Source organism: Ornithinibacillus jepli (assembly GCF_047228935.1).
Taxonomy (GTDB): domain Bacteria; phylum Bacillota; class Bacilli; order Bacillales; family Amphibacillaceae; genus Ornithinibacillus.
Window position 1 is genome coordinate 166,132 of the sequence record NZ_JBFEGG010000003.1, and the last position, 15,862, is coordinate 181,993.

Here is a 15,862-nt window from a genome sequence, read left to right on the forward strand (position 1 = left end):
TGGTGACTATATGTTTAAAACATTAAATCAACGCATTAGCCTAGTACTTCTAGTTCTAGCCATTGTGTATCTCATACTATCCTTTCAACTACCTTCCTTTGCGTATTCTAATGTAGATGCAGATGTAGTGCCAAAAGGATTAGGGTTCTTATTAGTGGCATTAGCGATTGGTTTGTTTTTCGCAAAAGATTCAGAAACAGAGGAACAAAAAGCACGTAGAAATATTCCGAAGAAAGATATAGGGATTCTTTTAGCCGTATTTGCATTTGTATTTTTATATATATTTTTCTTAGAAATATTAGGTTTTGTAGTTACTACGACATTATTTGTTTTTGGGTGTTCTTGGTTTTTAGGTTATAAAAAGCATATTACGAATGCACTTGTAGCTGTTTTATTTCCTCTATTTATGTATCTTTTATTTGCGAATTTTTTACAGATTAATTTACCACAAGGGATATTGCCGTTTTAGAGGGGGGAGCATATGGGATCAATTGAAGGTATTTTAACAGGTTTTCAAGTTGCTTTAAGTTTTGAAGGTATTATGTTCGTATTGATTGGGGTACTTGTTGGTACATTTATAGGTATGTTACCTGGTCTTGGGCCAATTAGTGCCATTGCAGTTATGATTCCAATTACATTTGGAATGGACCCAGCTCCAGCACTTGTTATGATGGCCGGGGTATACTATGGAGCAATATTTGGTGGCTCGACCTCCTCTATTCTTTTAAATGCTCCAGGTGTATCAGGAACAGTTGCAACTGCATTTGATGGGTATCCGATGGCACAGCAAGGTAAAGCTGGAAAGGCTTTAGCAATTGCAGCCATTTCTTCCTTTGTTGGTGGAACAGTTAGTGTTGTACTATTAATGTTATTTGCACCAATATTATCGAGTGTTGCAATTTCTTTTGACCCGCCGGCATACTTTGCATTAATGTTCTTAGGACTCACAGCTATTACGAGTCTATCTGAAGGTTCTACAATCAAGGCACTAATTTCTGCTGTAATAGGATTTATGGTTGTGACTATTGGGATAGACCCACAAACTGGTACACAACGATTTACGTTTGGAAATGTGAACTTACTAGAAGGAATCGATTTCCTTGTTATTGCACTAGGGTTATTTGCACTTGCTGAAGTGTGTACCCTGATTATTAATCGTAATGATTTGTCTTTTGATAATAAACGCAAAATAGGGAGTTTAAAGATTACTAAAGAAGAGTTTAAAGAGATGAGAGGCCCGATGACAAGACAATCATTTCTAGGGTTTGTCCTTGGTGTGTTACCTGGAGCGGGGGCGACAATTGCATCATTTATCGGTTATATTACAGAAAAACGTCTTTCTAAAAATCCTGATGAATTTGGAAAAGGCTCTGTTAAAGGACTTTCTGCACCAGAAACGGCAAATAATGCAGCAACAAGTGGTGCATTTGTACCGTTACTAAGCTTAGGAATACCAGGTTCTGGTACTACTGCAGTTATGTTAGGTGCTTTTCTAGTATTAAATGTACAGCCTGGTCCATTATTAATGACAGATCGTCCAGAGATTTTCTGGGGGATTATTGCTAGTATGTATATCGGAAATGTATTTCTATTAATCTTAAATTTACCACTTATACCATACATCTCAAAAATATTAAAAATACCACGTCCGTTATTAATCTCTCTAGTAATTATGTTTAGTGTTATTGGGGTGTATGCAATTAGTTTTAACACATTCGATTTATACATGTTATTGTTATTTGGGGTAGTAGGCTTCTTAATGCGACTATTCTCCTTCCCTGCACCACCGTTTATTCTCGCATTTATTTTAGGTGGTATGATGGAGCAAGCATTTAGACAATCTCTAACTATTTCCAATGGCAGTTACATGATTTTTATAGAAAGTCCGATTGCTATTACGTTATTGATTATTGGCTTACTATCATTTTTATTCCCAATCATTGGCAACTTCAGACGTAAACGAAAAGAAGTACATTAGGGGGGCGTTATCCTCCTTCCAAAGAGCTCTTTTGTGGGCTCTTTTTTATTGAATTGAATGAAAAATTTATCAATTCAATAAAAATAATCCCATTATCTTCTACGTACGTGTATCATAGTAATAAAGAGAGTAAAAGGAGGATACAATAATGAAACCATTAATTGGTGTGATCACTTCTACAGATCTTGATGAAGATCTTTATTATCAGGGGAAAGATAATATCCATGCGATTATAAGAGCTGGCGGCATCCCAGTATTACTTCCTTATTATGATAAGGAGGAGGATATACAAGAGATTGCGAGAAAAATAGATGGTCTATATGCAACTGGAGGGTACGATATCGATCCGACATTATTTGGGGAAGAGCCGCATCCTAAGTTAGGAACAATCATTCCTGAACGAGATAAATTTGAAATAGAGTTGATGAAGAACGTATTGGAAATGAATAAACCTATTTTAGGAGTTTGTCGTGGAAGTCAAACTTTGAATATTGCTCTTGGTGGAGACATGTATCAGGATATTTATTCGCAACTTTCTAACGAATTATTGCAACATCGTCAAAAAGCACCTACGTACCATGGAACACATTTTGTTGAAGTGAAGAAAGACTCCCTATTGAATCATCTAACTGGAGAAACGAGACTGAAAGTAAATAGCAGACACCATCAAGCAAATAGAAAGGTTGTCACGCCACTTCAGATCAGTGCTACTGCAAGTGATGGTATTATTGAGGCGATTGAAAGCACTAGACACCGATTTGTTCTTGCTTTACAATGGCATCCGGAAAATATGGTTACGGTGAATGATCCTGCTTCTGTTGCGATTTTTAATGGATTCATATCTGCTTGTAAAAAGAACTAATTCCGTATAGAGAAAGGACTAATCAACTTGAAAATAATTGATACTCACTGTGACGCATTATTAAAAATGCATCAATCCAAACGACAGAATTTCTCTAAAAGCACCCTTCCATTTAATAATTCCCCGGAGTTGAATACAAATCTCGGTTTTCTGAAAAAAGGGGATGTGAAGGTTCAATTTTTTGCTATTTTTATCATGCCAGATATACCGATGGAGGAAAAATGGCAGCATGCACTAGAACAAATTGATATTTTTTACACCGAAATTCTAGGAAAAAATCCTGAAATGAAACATATTAAAAGATGGCAGGATATCAAGGAGTTAAAAGATGAAGAAATAGGTGCAGTGTTATCTTTAGAAGGTGCAGATGCATTTGGTAATGATTTAGCCAAACTTCGACTGCTTTACCGCTTAGGGGTATTATCCATTGGTCTGACGTGGAACAATGCTAATTTATGTGCAGATGGTGTTGGAGAATCAAGAGGAGCCGGCTTAACTGAATTTGGTAAGGAAGTTGTAAAGTTAAATAATGAGCGTGGTGTATTAACTGACGTATCACATTTATCTATTAAGGCATTTTGGGATGTAATCGAACTTGCGAAATATCCAATTGCAAGTCACTCAAATGCTTATGCACTATGTGAAAATCCCCGAAATTTAAATGATGAACAAATAAAAGCGATGTTTGAACGAAACGGTATGATTGATGTTGTTTTTTGGCCACCTTTTATTACTCATGAGGGTCAAAATGCTACAATAGATGATTTAATTCGTCATATAGACTATATGTGTGAGCTTGGTGGTGTGAAAAACATTGGTTTTGGCTCTGACTTTGACGGAATATCTACTTTTATTACGGATTTGGAGGATGCCTCCAAATATCAAAATTTAATTAATGAGCTATTAAAACACTTTTCTGAAGAGGAAGTTAAGGGATTTGCTTATCGGAATTTTATTAACCGATATGTAAATGTGATAGAATAAGATAGTTTGTACATATTGTAAGCATAGGGAGTGTTTCCTTGTGCTTTTTTATTTGGATGAGTAGTTTTATGGTTAGTTAGATAATAGAATCGGACGAGAGCCCATTAAAAAGAACAAAATCCATACCTTTTCATGCATAGAAAACGTTTCCAATCATATAATGTTAAGTTGTTTGTCATGTACACGCCATTCTTTGCATATGATGATATGTGGCCAATTTTTCCTGAATATCAGGGAGAAGACCGGTGCAACTAATTTACACTATTCATTAGGAGTTGAATGCAGCGATGTGTGGGATAACCGGTATTGTTAGTTGGGATAGTTTTGTACGAGAAGAGAAAGATACACTTCAGAAAATGACTGATACGCTGTCGTTAAGAGGTCCGGATGATACGAATCTTTGGTTCGATACGTTTGTAGGCTTTGGACATAAACGATTGGCTGTTGTTGACTTAGAGGGTGGGAAGCAGCCAATGCAAAAGAAAGCTGGCGGAAATACCTATACACTTGTTTATAATGGCGAGTTATATAATACGGAGGACTTAAGAAAGGAACTACTCAGACGGGGGCATACTTTTCAAACTTCTTCGGATACAGAAGTGCTACTTACATCTTATATCGAGTGGAAAGAAGATTGTGTAGATCATCTAAATGGTATCTATGCATTTGGAATATGGGATGATGCGAAACAGCAGTTATTTATGTCACGTGATCGGTTAGGGGTAAAACCTTTATTTTATATAGAAGATAATTGCCGTTTTCTATTTGGCTCGGAAATAAAAGCTATATTAGCCCATGAAAGTGTAAAGGCAGAAGTGGATTATACAGGTCTGATGGAAATCTTTGGATTAGGACCATCAAGAACTCCAGGTCACGGCATTTTCAAAAATATGAAAGAACTTCGTGCTGGCCATTCGATGACCTACTCTAAAGTCGGATTAAAAACCTGGCGTTATTGGAATGTGGAGAGTAAGGAGCATACAGATTCTGTTGAAGAAACGGTTCAAAAAGTGAGAGAACTTTTTGTCGATGCAGTGGAGAGGCAACTAGTATCAGATGTACCAGTGTCTACTTTTCTATCAGGTGGTGTAGATTCTAGTGCAATCACAGCAGTAGCATCTGAGTACTTCAAGAAAACCGGAAGAGGTACGCTGACTACTTTTTCGATTGATTATGAAGGGAATGATAAACATTTTGTAGCTAGTAGGTTCCAGCCATCTAGTGATAAACCGTTTATAGAAAAAATGGTGGATGCTTTTAAGACGAATCATCATGATGAAATTATTTCCGGAGAAGATTTGGCGTATTACTTGAAAGAAGCGGTTGAATTACGTGACCAACCGGGGATGGCGGATATTGATTCTTCTTTATTCTGGTTTTGTAAACAAGTTAAAAAGCATACAACGGTAAGCTTGTCTGGAGAATGTGCAGATGAAATCTTTGGTGGTTATCCATGGTTTCATGACCCAGATTCAGCGGAAGACGGCTTCCCATGGGTACGTTCACTAGATTCTAGAATTAATCTATTACTACCCAAGTGGCAAGAAAAACTAGATTTAAAATCATATGTCTATGATCGCTACAAGGAAACAATTGAGGAAACGCCTAGACTTGAAGGAGAAAGTAAGCAAGATGCAAGAAGAAGAGAATTATTCTACCTCAATATGCATTGGTTCATGCAACAGCTATTAGATCGAAAGGACCGAATGAGTATGGGCGCTTCCCTTGAAGTTAGGGTACCTTTTGCCGATCATCATTTAGTAGAATATGTATGGAATATTCCTTGGGAATTGAAGATGTATAACAATCGAGAAAAAGGAATTCTTCGTAAAGCATTAGAAGGGATTTTACCGGAAGAGATTTTATATCGCAAGAAAAGTCCGTATCCAAAAACATTTCAACCGGAATATACAAAGGCTGTAGTAAATTGGATGGAAGACATTTTAGCAGATAAAGATGCACCTTTATTCGAATTTCTCGATAGGGATAAGGTGGAGGCTATTGTCCGTAGTGAAGGCAAGGAATTTAATGATCCTTGGTATGGTCAGTTAATGAAAGGACCACAGCTAATTGCTCACCTTTGTCAGATTGATCATTGGTTGAGGACTTATCAAGTAAAAGTAAGTGAGTAATTTTAGTAGACAAAGTAAACTATCGTTTTAGATGGTTTAAAGAAGCCACAGCTACAAAGAAGTAAATATTTTTTTGATTTAAATGACAGATTGTTTGAGTATTCGGTTGCTTATTATAATACTGATAATCATTGTTGTTTAGTTAAAAGAATATAAAGAGATGTCCTAACTATTTCAAAAGTGGTTAGGATTTTTTTTGTGAATTTTATCCTCTTTTTCGATTATTTTTTGACAATGTTTATTCTTTATTTATAAATGTGAAAAGAAAGTTCTACGGAATTGTGTCGATTAATAGATTAAATAGACGAAATATAAAATAAATACATAATTTCCTGATTATTGAAAACAATTGTACAAGGTGTTATAGTGAATTTAGAAATTGTAAGTGCTTACAAAAACATCCAAATTTTAAAAAGGAGTGGTTAATGTGAGTAACAAAGCGGTAGTGTATTTGGAACCTGGTAAGGTGGGGGTAAAGGATATAGGTTATCCAGATTTAGTGCTACGAGACGGTCCTGGAGTAAACCCACTAAATGTGGGGAGAAAATGTAATCACGGAGTTATCTTAAAAGTAATTACTACTAACATTTGTGGTAGTGACCAACATATGGTTCGCGGTCGCACTACAGCACCAAGTGGCCTTGTTTTAGGTCATGAAATTACTGGTGAAGTTATTGAAGTTGGTAGTGATGTTGAATTTATTAAGAAGGGCGATATTGTGTCTGTACCGTTTAATATTGCCTGTGGTCGTTGTGTAAACTGTAAGCAACAAGATACACATATTTGTTTAAACGTAAACCCTGATCGTCCTGGTTCTGCATATGGTTATGTAGATATGGGAGGCTGGGTTGGTGGTCAATCTGAATATGTGATGGTTCCATATGCAGATTTCCAATTACTTAAATTCCCTGATCGTGAGCAAGCATTAGATAAAATCTTAGACTTAACAATGTTATCTGATATTTTTCCGACAGGATATCATGGTGCAGTTAGTGCTGGAGTGAAAATGGGATCGACTGTATATGTGGCAGGTGCAGGTCCTGTAGGGCTAGCAGCAGCACATTCCGCTCAATTACTTGGTGCTTCTGTTGTTATTGTCGGGGACTTGAACGAAGCCCGTTTAGAGCAAGCTAGAAGCTTTGGGTGTGAAACAATAAACTTACGTGAACATGATAACCTAGGAGAGCAAATTGCAGAAATCCTCGGCGTTCCTGAAGTTGATTGTGCTATTGATGCAGTTGGCTTTGAAGCAAGTGGTCATGGTAAAAATGCTGGTGAAGCTCCTGCTACTGTTCTTAACTCTATTATGGGTGTTACTAAAGCGGGTGGAAGACTTGGAATTCCTGGCCTATATGTAACAGGTGATCCTGGTGCAGTTGACGAGGATGCGAAGGAAGGAACTTTGAAAATTCGCTTCGGACTTGGATTTGCAAAAGCACACATCTTTGTAACAGGTCAAACACCAGTTATGCGTTACAATCGTGATTTAATGAAAGCAATCCTCAGTGGAAGAGCACAAATTGCTAAAGCTGTAAATGCAACATTAATATCTATTGACGATGCACCGGACGGCTATAAGCAATTTGATGGTGGAGTTTCTCGTAAATTTGTTATTGATCCTCATGGTACAGTAAAAAATAGAATTGCAGCATCTGCTAGTGCACATGCACAATAAAATAATGGATGATCTAATCTAACCATATAAAAGCCTACACGAAAATAAAAGTGTAGGCTTTTTTAAAAGAAATGACATGTTCATAGCTTTAATAGAATATATTGTAATAGAAAATTTGGTACTTGTTTACTCTTTTAAACAGGCCGAATTTCCTAAATTTGGAATCATATTATGAAAAGGGGTGTGGAGTCAGATGTCTGAATTTATGGCGGAATTGATTGGCACGATGATTTTAATTATTTTCGGTGGTGGCGTTGTAGGAGGAGTTGTGTTGAAAAACTCCAAAGCAGAAGGAGCTGGTTGGGTAGTTATCACCATTGGTTGGGGGCTTGCAGTTGCGATGGCGATATATGCTGTCGGTAGTGTTTCTGGAGCCCACATTAACCCAGCAGTTACCATTGGCTTTGCGGCAATAGGTGAATTTGAGTGGGCGAAAGTTCCGTTATTTGTAACAGCACAGATGATAGGAGCAATCATAGGTGGAGCAATTGTTTACTTAACGTATATCGCTCATTGGCGTAAAACGGATGACCCTCAGGCTAAGCTTGGAGTTTTCTCTACTGCACCAGCAGAACGAAGCGTGTTTGCTAACTTTTTAACTGAGACAATTGGTACTTTTGTGTTATTACTAGGATTATTATTTATTGGGGCAAATGAATTTACGGAAGGGTTAAATCCATTAATTGTTGGTTTGTTAATCGTGGCGATTGGTGTTTCCCTAGGTGGGCCAACGGGTTATGCGATTAACCCAGCTCGTGATTTAGGACCAAGAATTGCTCATGCATTATTACCAATTGCCGGAAAAGGTGATTCGGACTGGGGCTATTCCTGGATACCTGTAGTCGGTCCAATATTTGGGGGGATTTACGGAGCGGTATTTTATCAAGCAATATTTGAAGGAAACTACTCAGTTTTATTCTGGATTATGAGTGTTCTCATGCTTCTTGCTATAATCGGAGCTGTAAATGAAGACTTTAAAAGTCAAGGTAGAAGTTCAACTACAAGTCAGACAAACAGAGAAGCTGTATAATAGAATTAAATAGGAAGGGGTGTCTTGATGGAAAATAAGTTTATTTTAGCTTTAGACCAAGGTACAACTAGCTCTAGAGCCATTCTATTCAATCATAAAGGGGAAATTGTAGAAACGGCACAGCAAGAATTTGAACAATTTTTCCCAAAACCAGGATGGGTAGAACATGATGCTAATGAAATTTGGACGTCGATATTAGCATGTATAGCAGAGGTTCTTAGAAAAGGTGATGTAGATCCAACTCAAGTGGCAGGAATCGGGATCACGAATCAGCGTGAAACAACGGTTGTTTGGGATAAAAATACTGGTAAACCTGTCTATAAAGCTATTGTTTGGCAATCACGTCAAACCGCTGATATTTGTAACGAGTTAAATGAAAAGGGTTACAATGATCTGTTCCGTGATAAGACTGGACTTTTAATTGATGCGTATTTCTCTGGAACAAAAGTAAAATGGATATTAGACAATGTGGAAGGTGCTCGTGAGAAGGCAGAAAATGGTGATTTGTTATTTGGAACAATTGATACGTGGTTAGTGTATAAGCTTTCTGGTGGTAAAGCCCATGTGACGGATTATTCGAATGCGTCTCGTACACTTATGTTCAATATTTATGACCTGAAGTGGGATGATGAATTACTAGAAATCTTAACAGTTCCAAAATCAATGCTTCCAGAGGTGCGTCAATCTTCCGAAGTATATGCACATACGGTGGATTATCATTTCTTTGGTCATGAAGTTCCGATTGCAGGGATAGCTGGTGACCAGCAGGCAGCCTTATTTGGTCAGGCTTGCTTTGAAACGGGGATGGCAAAGAATACGTACGGAACAGGCTGTTTCATGTTAATGAACACTGGAGAAGAAGGTGTAAAATCAGAGCATGGATTACTAACAACATTAGCATGGGGGGTTGATGGAAAGGTAGAATATGCCCTGGAAGGAAGTATTTTTGTTGCAGGTTCGGCGATTCAGTGGCTACGAGATGGACTTCGTCTAATCGATAATGCACCAGAAAGTGAAGGGTATGCTGCGAAAGTGGAATCAACGGATGGTGTTTATTTAGTACCAGCATTTGTAGGCCTCGGAACACCGTACTGGGATAGTGATGCTCGTGGTGCTGTATTTGGCCTTACTCGTGGTACATCAAAAGAACATTTTATCCGTGCGACATTAGAATCTCTTGCATACCAAACAAGAGATGTACTAGATGCGATGATAGCTGATTCCGGAATTGAGCTGAAAACATTACGTGTTGATGGTGGAGCGGTTAAGAATGATTTCTTAATGCAATTCCAAAGCGATATTCTAGGAGTGCCGGTTGATCGTCCGGTTGTTCAAGAAACAACGGCACTTGGTGCAGCATATCTTGCAGGTCTAGCTGTTGGATACTGGAAGGACAAAGAAGAAATCGCGAAACAATGGCAAATTGATAAAACATTTGAAAATACAATGAATGCTGATGAGAAGGATAAGTTATATACAGGCTGGCAAAAGGCAGTAGAAGCTACTCGAGCATTCAAACTATAAACTAATAGAACGTACTTAAAGACAAGGCCCTAACGAATTTAACCGGTAGGGCCTTTCATAATATGTTTTAAGGGGGAAGGACATATGAAAAAAATTATTAACAACCCAGAGCAAGTTGTACAGGATATGGTTGAAGGAATAATTGCTGCTAATCCAAACACGCTTAAGCAAGTACCAGGTACATTTGTCATTGCAAGAAAGGATGCGCCTGTTGATGGAAAAGTAGCACTTGTAAGTGGTGGGGGAAGTGGACACGAGCCAGCACATGCTGGATACATCGGAAAAGGAATGTTAGATGCTGCTGTCTGTGGCGAAGTATTCACTTCACCGACACCTGATCAAGTGTTTGAAGCAATTAAAGCAGTAGACGGTGGGGCTGGGGTATTTTTAATCATTAAAAACTACACTGGTGATGTGTTAAATTTTGAAATGGCAGCTGAGCTTGCAGAAGCAGAAGGAATTAAAGTAGAAAAGGTAATTGTGAATGATGATGTAGCGGTAGAGGATAGCTCTTTTACTACAGGGCGTCGGGGGATTGCTGGAACTATATTTGTTCATAAGCTTGCAGGTGCTAAGGCAGAATCTGGAGCAAATATAGAAGAAGTAAAGGCTGTCGCCGATAAAGTAGTAGCCAATGTTCGTTCTATGGGGATGGCTTTAACACCGTGTACCGTACCAGCAGCAGGTAAGCCAAGCTTTGAATTGGCTGATGATGAAATGGAAATTGGTATGGGGATTCATGGAGAGCCTGGGATTAATCGTAGTCCTATTGCAACAGCTGATGAAATTGCAACAACATTAATAGAAAAGATTCTAGAAGACTATAATTTCTCTAGTGAGGTAGCTGTACTCGTAAACGGATTAGGAGCTACTCCTGAAATGGAATTGTATATCTTGAATAAGAAGGTTCATGAGTTGTTAGCAGAAAAAGGGATTTCTGTATATAAAACGTTTGTAGGGGAATATATGACATCACTTGAAATGGCAGGATGTTCAGTATCGCTATTAAAGCTAGATGATGAGTTAAAGGAATTGCTAGATGCAGAGTCACTTGCTCCGGCATTTCGGATGTAAGGAAGGGGAGATTCCATGGAACTAGGAGTATATGAAGTAGTAAAATGGTTCGAATTAGCAAATGAGAAAATCCAACAAAACAAAGAGTACTTAACATCACTTGATCAACCAATAGGGGATGGGGACCATGGAATTAATATGGCTCGAGGTTATCAAGAAGCAGTAAATAAACTACAGGCTAACGAGTACAAGGAGCCCTCTGCGGTATTAAAGGACGCTTCAATGGCGCTATTATCCAAAATTGGAGGCGCTTCTGGCCCTTTGTATGGGACTGCTTTTTTAAAAATGTCAATGGCGGTTAAAGGAAAAAAAGACTTGGCTATCGGTGACCTTGCAGAAGGACTAGAAGCGGCAGTAGAGGGACTTAAGCAGCGTGGGAAATCAGAGGTTGGAGAAAAAACGCTTATCGATGTTTGGGAACCTGTTGCGAATTATTTTTCTAGAGATAATTTTGAACCAAAAGGAATTTCCGAAATCGCAAGAACCGCAATGGAAATGACAAAAGAAACGGTCGCGACTAAAGGAAGGGCAGCATATTTTAAGGAGAAATCAATTGGCCATATTGACCCGGGTTCCGCATCTTCCTATTATATTTTTCAAGCATTAGCAGATGTGATAAAGGAGAAAGAATAAATGAGTTATGTTGGTATGGTACTCATTTCTCATAGTCATAAACTTGTGGAAGGATTACGGGATATTATTCGTCAGGTAATACATGATGTCCCAGTTGAACTAGCTGGTGGAACAGATGAGAACGAAATCGGAACTAGTGTAGAAAAAATAATGTCAGCAATAGAAAAGGCAGACACTGGAAAAGGAGTTCTGCTTTTCTACGACCTTGGTAGTGCTAAGATGAATGCAGAGGTTGCACTGGAAATGGTCACTTCTAATGTGAAGGTTGTAGACGCTCCACTTGTAGAGGGAGCATATGTGGCAGCGGTTGAGTCAAATATGGGAAAAGAGATTGATGAAGTATATCAAGCTGTGGTCAAGGAGTTCTAATTATAGGGGAGTTAGACAATAAAATACAGGTAGGAAGTAATCGTTTGTTAGCGATTACTTCTTTTTTTACCTGTGATTAGTTTTTTATCGTTTTTAAATTTCCTTCATTTTGAATGTCTATAGTAATGTTTAATGTAAAATTTAAATTTGGAAAGTATGCTGTACGCCAGTTTTTTAATTCTTCATACTTCAATTTATTACGAAAAAATCTTCCAGTTCCTAGTGCATCTGCGCCACTTGATTGCAACTTGCTATTCATTTTCTTAAATTTTTCTTGTAATAGTGATTGTAACTGCTGTTGTATCTCCGTCTTTGTGGTATCTCCTTTTGTTTCTAATACCGTGACGGTTAGGTCTAAATTTGCAGTTAAATTTGCTTGTCCATTCGTAAATTCACTAGTATAAAACACGGAATTACCTAATATCATAATACTTGCAACATCTAGTACCTCTATCATTCCGTATGCACTATTTTCCATTAAAGCATTGTAAAGAAGGGTTTCATCTGAGGTAATTTCCCCACTAGCAATCCCTTTTCTAATTACTAGTGACCCTTCTTGCTTTATTCTAGTAGTATCCCCGGGAGAAATGATGGGGATTACTGTATCCTGTGTCAGTGAGTGTATGCTTCTATAAATATGCCATATACGAGTTAAGGCAATATGCGGATTCCAACCTGCATTTTTTTCAAAAAAGTCCATTGTTTTTATTGGAGTTGAATCATAATCCATACTATTGAACAGCTCAAGTAAATTTACCTTTGTTGTAGTGATTAAGGATTTTGAGGATATTTCCCTAGACCTCATGAAACTAGAGATAAGATCTTCTAACCCTTCTTCAGCTAATCGATGATCTATGATAATTACTTTTACATGAAGTAGATCAAGACTACTTTCCATATCAGCACTAATGTTGTCAATTACCTGATTAAGTGTTTTGCCTTTACCAATGATGATTTCTGTTTCTAACGAATCTCCCACTGGTTCCGTAACTTGTAAGATCACCTTATAATTCTCTTCTTCCGAAGTAATCCCTAATACAACAGGCATGATTCGGTGATTAATGTCCTTCACATCCCAACAACCACTCAGGAATATAAAAGGTAAACTCATAGCCATCAGGATACACGTTTTACTTATCTTCTTAACCATTCTTCGCTCTCACCCCGAGTATTAAAACAGAAATTGGAACCATGATGATGATATAAAAACGTAGTGGTGTATTCCATTTGAATAATACATCTAAGTCGCTCCAGTTTGGAATAAAAAAGCCAATAATATAGATGAAAACTGAAATAGTAATTAGTAGGAAAAGGTGGCTTCGTGATGGGATATAATGACTAGCAATTCGAACAGTTTTCCAAAGGACAAGTGAAATAAAAAGCATAATAAAAATTAATATACTCATTAGAAAGAACGTGGTAATACGGTCGAACATGAGCCAGTTTAAGTTAATAGTGTCAGTTGCCATAACAAATGGAAATAAAAAATTTTCTGAAGTAGAAGGACCAAATGTAAGAACAGGAATGTATACGGAAAGGAAGAAACATGGAATTATAGCAACTAATGCTATCCATACCTTACTTGGTCTATAGGTAAAATAAGGCTGTACAAAACCAAGAAATAAAAAGCCTCCACCTACGGCAAAAAAGCTCTTTATATAAGATATACTCGTTAGAAAGGAAAAATCGGAACTCCAAAAGGGAAAGAAATTGTACCAATCAACGTTCTGAAAAGATACAATGAATACAAATAATAGGAGAGGTAAGAAGACAATTGCAAAAATAAAACAAGAACGAAAAATTGCAACCAGCCCTTTTGAGGCTAAATAGGTTGAAAAGCTTAATAATAAAGCCATAACAGCCCACAAGGGTGTATTTGATAAGAATACAATAGTGATAATTTCTGAGTATGCTCGAACGGTGATTATATTAGCCATTAGAAAATATAAAAATATTGGTATTAAAAAGCAAAATGAAATAAATTTACCACTATTGGAATAGATTGTCACAATATCAATTTTAGGGAATAAGCTAAGCCCTTTCATATAGATGATAACAAAAACAAAATGAATAACAATTCCAATACTAATTGGCAGCCAAAACCCTTGATTAGTACTTTGAATAATATTTAGTGGATATAAAAAGAAAATCAGTCCGATGTGAGTTAATATGTACATGAAATTAATGTGTATACTTTTATCCACCTCTTAAATCATCCTTTGCTAACACATTTAAGTAAGGAACACCAAAGGTATCAATGCTTGATAAGTAAGCACAAACGAGAAACAGACCAACTAAAATTCCTAGCATTCCGAAGTTGGCAGAACATATTAAAATCACATATTTTAACAGTCGAATGGATGCATTATTATGAACACCTGGAATAGTGGAATTAGCTATTGTTACGGCAGCCAATATGATAATTAACAAATTACTTACTAATTTTGCTTCGACAACCGCTTGACCAAGAATTATTCCCCCCACCATAGTAATTGTTGGCCCAACACTTTTCGGTAGTCTTACACTAGCTTCAAGTATTAATTCTAAAGTTAATAACATAATGAGGATTTCTACAAATGCAGGGTATGGAACTCCTTCACGACTTTGGGCAACAGATAATGCTAATTCAATTCGTAATACCTCAGGATTAACGGATACTAAAGCAACATAAAGTCCTGGCAAAATTAATGTAAGTAGGAAACCACTGATTCTTAATATGCGTAAGAATAGCATTAAAGGATAAGTGAAATTCCGGTCGTGTTCTAATACAAACATGTCATAAAGCGTATTAGGAATAACAAGAGCAAAAGGTAGCCTGTCTATAAACAACACGATTTTTCCACGCAATAATGACTTACTAGCCTCTTGTGGGAGTTCTGTAGTGTATATTTGTGAAATTACATTCCAACTAGACAGCCCTAAGATTTTCATTATATCTTGCATATGATTAAGTTCCATCTTGTTATTCTTTATTAACATATTCCAAACGGTATCTACAATTTTTTGTTCTACTTTACCGTCATAATAGAGAATCGATACACTCTTGGAATTTTCATTTCCTACTATTATATTTTTAAGTTTTAATTTATCAGATTGTATTTCTTTTCGAATAAGTCCGATATTGACCTCCTTTTCTTCATTGAATGAATACTGTCCACCTTGTAAAACACTTTGGTTTGCAGGAACTTCAATCGATCGTTTTAACTCTTTGTTTATTGGTAGCATACTAATAACAATATTTGTTTCTTCTTTGAAGAAAATAAGTAATTTCCCTTCATAAATAGCGGATACGGCTTCATCTCTATCTTTAATCTTGTCTCCTAACGTTTGTAACCGATACGCAGTCTCATTTAATCCGTCTAATGTAGTTACTTGATGTTCTATTACTTCGTTCGTTTTAGGTAAATCGATAAGAGATTTGAGTCCAAATAGTATGACCCGTACGCCTTTGAAGCTATGTTCGGTCATAAAAAGGTCGTCATTCTGTGTTAGAGAACCTTTAAGATATTGGAGTAAAGAATTCATTTGTTTGCTACCCTTCCATTGTTGGATTCTCTTTACTAGTATATCTCTATTTAATCTTACTATGTGTTTCTCTCGT

General features: G+C 37.0%; 14 protein-coding genes. 11 read left to right on the forward strand and 3 right to left on the reverse strand.

Annotated elements, in window-relative coordinates:
* Window positions 1-10: 10 nt before the first annotated feature.
* The 11 genes from AB1K81_RS12640 to dhaM all read left to right on the forward strand — a co-directional run bounded on the left by AB1K81_RS12640 (window position 11) and on the right by dhaM (window position 12,261).
* On the forward strand, window positions 11-469 hold the full coding sequence (locus AB1K81_RS12640; RefSeq protein ID WP_412977010.1) for a tripartite tricarboxylate transporter TctB family protein: 459 nt from the start codon (window positions 11-13) through the stop codon (window positions 467-469).
* A gap of 12 nt (window positions 470-481) precedes the next feature.
* A complete protein-coding gene (locus AB1K81_RS12645; RefSeq protein ID WP_412977011.1) occupies window positions 482-1,978 on the forward strand; it encodes a tripartite tricarboxylate transporter permease in 1,497 nt (498 codons plus the stop codon).
* Window positions 1,979-2,126: 148 nt separating this feature from the next.
* Entirely contained in the window at window positions 2,127-2,840 is a 714-nt protein-coding gene (locus AB1K81_RS12650; protein ID WP_412977012.1) for a gamma-glutamyl-gamma-aminobutyrate hydrolase family protein, read from the forward strand.
* Window positions 2,841-2,867: 27 nt separating this feature from the next.
* Complete coding sequence (locus tag AB1K81_RS12655) at window positions 2,868-3,824, forward strand: dipeptidase (protein ID WP_412977013.1); 957 nt, start codon at window positions 2,868-2,870, stop codon at window positions 3,822-3,824.
* Between the two features lie 287 nt (window positions 3,825-4,111).
* Complete coding sequence (gene asnB / locus AB1K81_RS12660; RefSeq protein WP_412977014.1) at window positions 4,112-5,956, forward strand: asparagine synthase (glutamine-hydrolyzing); 1,845 nt, start codon at window positions 4,112-4,114, stop codon at window positions 5,954-5,956.
* Between the two features lie 427 nt (window positions 5,957-6,383).
* Window positions 6,384-7,631, forward strand: a complete 1,248-nt coding sequence (gene fdhA, locus AB1K81_RS12665) for a formaldehyde dehydrogenase, glutathione-independent (RefSeq protein WP_412977015.1) — start codon at window positions 6,384-6,386, stop codon at window positions 7,629-7,631.
* Window positions 7,632-7,824: 193 nt separating this feature from the next.
* Window positions 7,825-8,661 (forward strand): MIP/aquaporin family protein, encoded by an 837-nt coding sequence (locus AB1K81_RS12670; protein WP_412977016.1) that lies wholly within the window; start codon window positions 7,825-7,827, stop codon window positions 8,659-8,661.
* Window positions 8,662-8,688: 27 nt separating this feature from the next.
* Window positions 8,689-10,185, forward strand: coding sequence for a glycerol kinase GlpK (glpK, locus tag AB1K81_RS12675; protein WP_412977017.1), 1,497 nt, complete (start codon window positions 8,689-8,691; stop codon window positions 10,183-10,185).
* Between the two features lie 84 nt (window positions 10,186-10,269).
* Entirely contained in the window at window positions 10,270-11,259 is a 990-nt protein-coding gene (dhaK, locus tag AB1K81_RS12680; RefSeq protein ID WP_412977018.1) for a dihydroxyacetone kinase subunit DhaK, read from the forward strand.
* A 15-nt stretch (window positions 11,260-11,274) separates the two neighbouring features.
* Window positions 11,275-11,892, forward strand: coding sequence for a dihydroxyacetone kinase subunit DhaL (dhaL, locus tag AB1K81_RS12685; protein ID WP_412977019.1), 618 nt, complete (start codon window positions 11,275-11,277; stop codon window positions 11,890-11,892).
* Window positions 11,893-12,261: a dihydroxyacetone kinase phosphoryl donor subunit DhaM gene (gene dhaM / locus AB1K81_RS12690; protein ID WP_412977020.1), complete on the forward strand. Its 369-nt coding sequence runs from the start codon at window positions 11,893-11,895 to the stop codon at window positions 12,259-12,261.
* A gap of 76 nt (window positions 12,262-12,337) precedes the next feature.
* Here the strand turns inward: dhaM and AB1K81_RS12695 are convergent, their stop codons facing one another.
* The 3 genes from AB1K81_RS12695 to AB1K81_RS12705 are packed head-to-tail and all read right to left on the reverse strand — an operon-like array spanning window position 12,338 to window position 15,786.
* Window positions 12,338-13,411, reverse strand: a complete 1,074-nt coding sequence (locus AB1K81_RS12695) for a Ger(x)C family spore germination protein (protein WP_412977021.1) — start codon at window positions 13,409-13,411, stop codon at window positions 12,338-12,340.
* Window positions 13,404-14,465 carry a GerAB/ArcD/ProY family transporter gene (locus tag AB1K81_RS12700; protein WP_412977022.1) on the reverse strand — a complete coding sequence of 354 codons (1,062 nt, stop codon included), beginning with the start codon at window positions 14,463-14,465 and terminating at the stop codon, window positions 13,404-13,406. Before AB1K81_RS12700 ends, AB1K81_RS12695 begins: the two co-directional genes overlap by 8 nt.
* Complete coding sequence (locus tag AB1K81_RS12705; RefSeq protein WP_412977023.1) at window positions 14,458-15,786, reverse strand: spore germination protein; 1,329 nt, start codon at window positions 15,784-15,786, stop codon at window positions 14,458-14,460. Before AB1K81_RS12705 ends, AB1K81_RS12700 begins: the two co-directional genes overlap by 8 nt.
* Window positions 15,787-15,862 lie beyond the last annotated feature (76 nt).